Source organism: Streptomyces sp. H27-H1 (assembly GCF_026627445.1).
Lineage (GTDB): Bacteria > Actinomycetota > Actinomycetes > Streptomycetales > Streptomycetaceae > Streptomyces.
Genome location: NZ_JAPNLJ010000120.1, coordinates 1 through 3,346, shown reverse-complemented (window position 1 = coordinate 3,346; position 3,346 = coordinate 1). Strand labels below are relative to the sequence as shown.

General features: G+C 66.1%; 2 protein-coding genes and 1 pseudogene. 2 read left to right on the top strand and 1 reads right to left on the bottom strand.

What is annotated here, in order from left to right; translation table 11 throughout:
• Window positions 1-173: 173 nt before the first annotated feature.
• On the top strand, window positions 174-446 hold the full coding sequence (locus OTB20_RS41915) for a hypothetical protein (protein ID WP_267825145.1): 273 nt from the start codon (window positions 174-176) through the stop codon (window positions 444-446).
• Window positions 447-474: 28 nt separating this feature from the next.
• On the opposite strand, the gene OTB20_RS41910 is transcribed toward OTB20_RS41915, so the two are convergent.
• Window positions 475-1,062: a transposase gene (locus OTB20_RS41910; protein WP_420716620.1), complete on the bottom strand. Its 588-nt coding sequence runs from the start codon at window positions 1,060-1,062 to the stop codon at window positions 475-477.
• Between the two features lie 470 nt (window positions 1,063-1,532).
• On the opposite strand from OTB20_RS41910, the pseudogene OTB20_RS41905 reads away from it, so the two are divergent.
• Window positions 1,533-2,129 (top strand): annotated as a pseudogene (locus OTB20_RS41905) (transposase); the annotation flags it as partial.
• Window positions 2,130-3,346: the final 1,217 nt, after the last annotated feature.

The following is a 3,346-nucleotide window of genomic DNA, read 5'->3' as shown; positions in this document are numbered from 1 at the left end:
TACCACCAGAAAGGTGCCCCGCCCCTGCGTTTACGATTCGACCTAGACACTCGAATCCTTGCAGGTCAGGGCACCTTTCGTGTTGCCAGCTCCACCTCAGCGATCAATTCGGCTGAACAGCCGAGGCCAGGTGCTCGACCTGCGCCCCGGCCCGAATACTGGCTGCCTCGTGGATGAACGTCTGTCTCGGGCTGCATGAGTGCGACCTCTGTCCGCCGGACGGCGCTCCGGAAGGCAATGGGGAAGTCCGCATCCCCGGCTCTCCCGGTATTGCCTACGCCGCACCGTTTCTGATCAGCCACTACATCACCGCACACGGCTATCAGCCCCTGCGGGTATTCATCGACGCCGTTCTCGCCGTGGACCTCGATGTGTGGGCCGCTGCCCGCTGGCCCGATGTCCCTTTCCCCTGGGTCTCGGACGAAGCGGAACGCGTGGAGGAGTAGGCGCGGCTTTGTCCCACTACGGGTCCCACTACGGACGGAGCCAGAGCCGGATCGCAGCTGTTGTGACGGTGCCGTGCAACACGAACGCTCTTTTGTCGTACCGCGTTGCCACCACGCGGAAGGTCCTGTGCCGGTTGATCGTCCGCTCAACCTCGTTGCGACGCTGGTAGAGGGCCTTGTCCAAGCCGGTGGGCCGGCCGCCCTTGCTGCCTCGACGCTGGCGGTTGGCCCGCTGGTTCTGGGGCTCCGGGATCGTGTGCTTGTTCTGGCGTCGCCGCAGGTAACACCCATTTGCGACGCGACGAATAGGCTTTGTCGCCGCCGAGATGGTCGGGCCGAGTGCGGGGTGTCCGCCTTCTGGCCGGGGGACACAGATCTGTTCCAGCACAGGAATCAGCTGCGGGGCGTCGCTCCGCTGGCTGGGCGTGATGACGATTGCGAGCGGGCGGCGACCGCCCTCACAGGCCAAGTGAATCTTGTATGTCAGGCCACCCTGCGAACGACCCAAGGCCTCGTCGGAGCGGTGCTGGACAGGACTGCGTTTGCCCGGGTTTCTCGGTGGCCGGGAGAGGGCTGCTGCTGCGTGCTGGTGAGCACGGCAGGAGGTGGAGTCCACGCTGACCATGGCTCCAGTCACAACTCCGTTCGATGGCAAAACGACTGGGTTCGATGACAACGGACATCTCCTCGCCACCTTGACCTTTAACCGCGGTTAAAGGTCAAGGTGGCGAGGATCTGGGCGCACAGACGCGAAGGGGTCTACCAGCTGCAGCTGGTAGACCCCTTCTGACTCGACGTCCTGGGCGAGAACCCGTTCGGTGTTCCCCGCCGCCACTCCGGCGCCCGGGTCGAACTGGCCACTACCCCGAAGCCATCGTTCTCACTGGTCTGTTCGCCTCGGCCTACTTGCGAGACCATCCCCAGCTGCCGGCCGAAGCGGCACAGCGACTCCACATCGCATCCCATCGGCTTCCGCTGCGTGGGACGGTGATCGCCACGATCGAGAGGGGGCGGTGATCTCACTCCCCGCCTGTCAGTGTCGATCGTCAACATGGGAGACATGGCCAACCCGAACCTGACCACCGGCGTAAGGTCCTCCGCGCCGATCAGCTCGCCGAGACCGCGGTCGCCGCCGCCGAACGCCAGCACACCAGCCTGCCCGGGGAGAAACTGACTGCCCAGATGGTGCACACGCTCGTGAGGGAGGTGATGCTCCTCAACGAGCACGTCGCCGAGCTCGACAAGCTCATTGAGGCCCGGTTTCGCGACCACCGCCACTTCGACGTGATCACGAGCATGCCCGGCCTGGGCACCATCCTCGGCGCCGAGTTCCTGGCCTCCACCGGCGGCGACATGACGATCTTCGGCACCCCCGCCCGCCTCGCCGCCTTCGGTGGGGTCGCACCGGTTCCGCGAGACTCCGGCAAGATCAGCGGCAACCTGCGGCGCCCCCAGCGATACAACCGACGGCTCCAGCGCGTGCTCTACACCTCCGCACTGTTCAGCATCCGGAAGTCCGAGGAATCCCGCCGGTTCTACGACCGCAAACGCGCCGAGGGCAAGCGCCACACCCAAGCCGTCCTCGCCCTCGCCCTCGCACGCCGCCGCGTCAACGTTCTCTGGGCCCTCCTACGCGACGAACGGTGCTATGAGCTCACTCCACCAACGGCCCTCACGGCTTGACAGACCGCATTAGGAATCGGTGAGACGGGACAGCAGGGCATCCACGGCAGAGCTTCACGCGCAGGTGAGTGCGCTGGGGGTGCTGGATGGCCGCCTTAGTACGCCGATGTGGGCAGTCCGTCGCGGCCAGGCCCGGTATCCCGCAGCGGCAACCACCTGGCCACGCTCCCGAACCGCGAACGCGGGCGACATGATCTCGTCCAGAGCAGCCTCGTCGGCATCCTCATGGCCGGCCGACTGCTCCAAACTCCGCAAAGCTGGGTGAGCGGCTGGCAGTTGCTCCACCGTAAACGCACCCGGTTTCGTCGGCCGGAAACCCGCTGGGGACACATATGACAGCGCCGCAGGCCCGAGCACTCGAGTCACCGGAAGGGCCTCCCGGAGCAAAGCGCCATCCACGACGGCCCCCACCGGCAGTCCCCCCAGTGCCTCACAAACGATCACGGCGGCAAGCTCGTTCGGCGCGGTCACGATCGCTGATCCACCCAGAGCCACGACCCCGACCCAGCCAACCGGGCACAGCCCGGACCGCGGGGAGGCCACCACGTTCACGCCGCCCGGCGGGGCGAACGACACTGGCACCCGGGCCAGGTCCTCCCAAAGCCCACGGGCTCGAACTACCAACGGATCCATCGACATGGGCCGATCCTCCCAGTCGAAGCAAGCCGCTGACCTGGGAACCAGCGAGCGCCATCGGCGAATACGGCACGGTGAAACCCTACCGACGCTGTTTCGGGCGAACCAGATCGGCTGCGATCACACGAGACAGACAGGTACGGCCTGTCTCAACGAACCGAGTCCACGGGTCTCACCCAATCCAGTCCACGCAGGTCAGCGCTGCGCAGACGACCAACTTCGATGAGACAGGACAAGTCAGTCGGAGTCTCCGACCTTTAACCGCGGTTAAAGGTCGGAGCCCACTGCCCAACCCGCCCCACAGTGCACATTCCCATCCCCCACCGGCCGCGAGGAACCGTCTTTCCTGCCGCTGCACAAGCCCGGCATCCCCGGCTCCGCGGGCAGCCCGACCCGGTGGGCCCACGGCCAGACTTGGTTCCGGGACGCCGAGGGGGAGGCCCACCGCCCCGACGGGGTCTGTACAGCCAGCGGTGTAACTCGACTGATGTGAGTTAACGGCGGCCGACGGAGAGTCGGCCGTCGAAGGCGATGTCGAAGGCCTGGAGTGCGGGCTTCCATCGCATGGTCCAGCGTTTGCG

Coding starts and splice junctions, on each gene's coding strand:
- OTB20_RS41915 (WP_267825145.1), top strand. CDS start 174: ATGAACGTCTGTCTCGGGCTGCATGAGTGCGACCTCTGTCCGCCGGAC.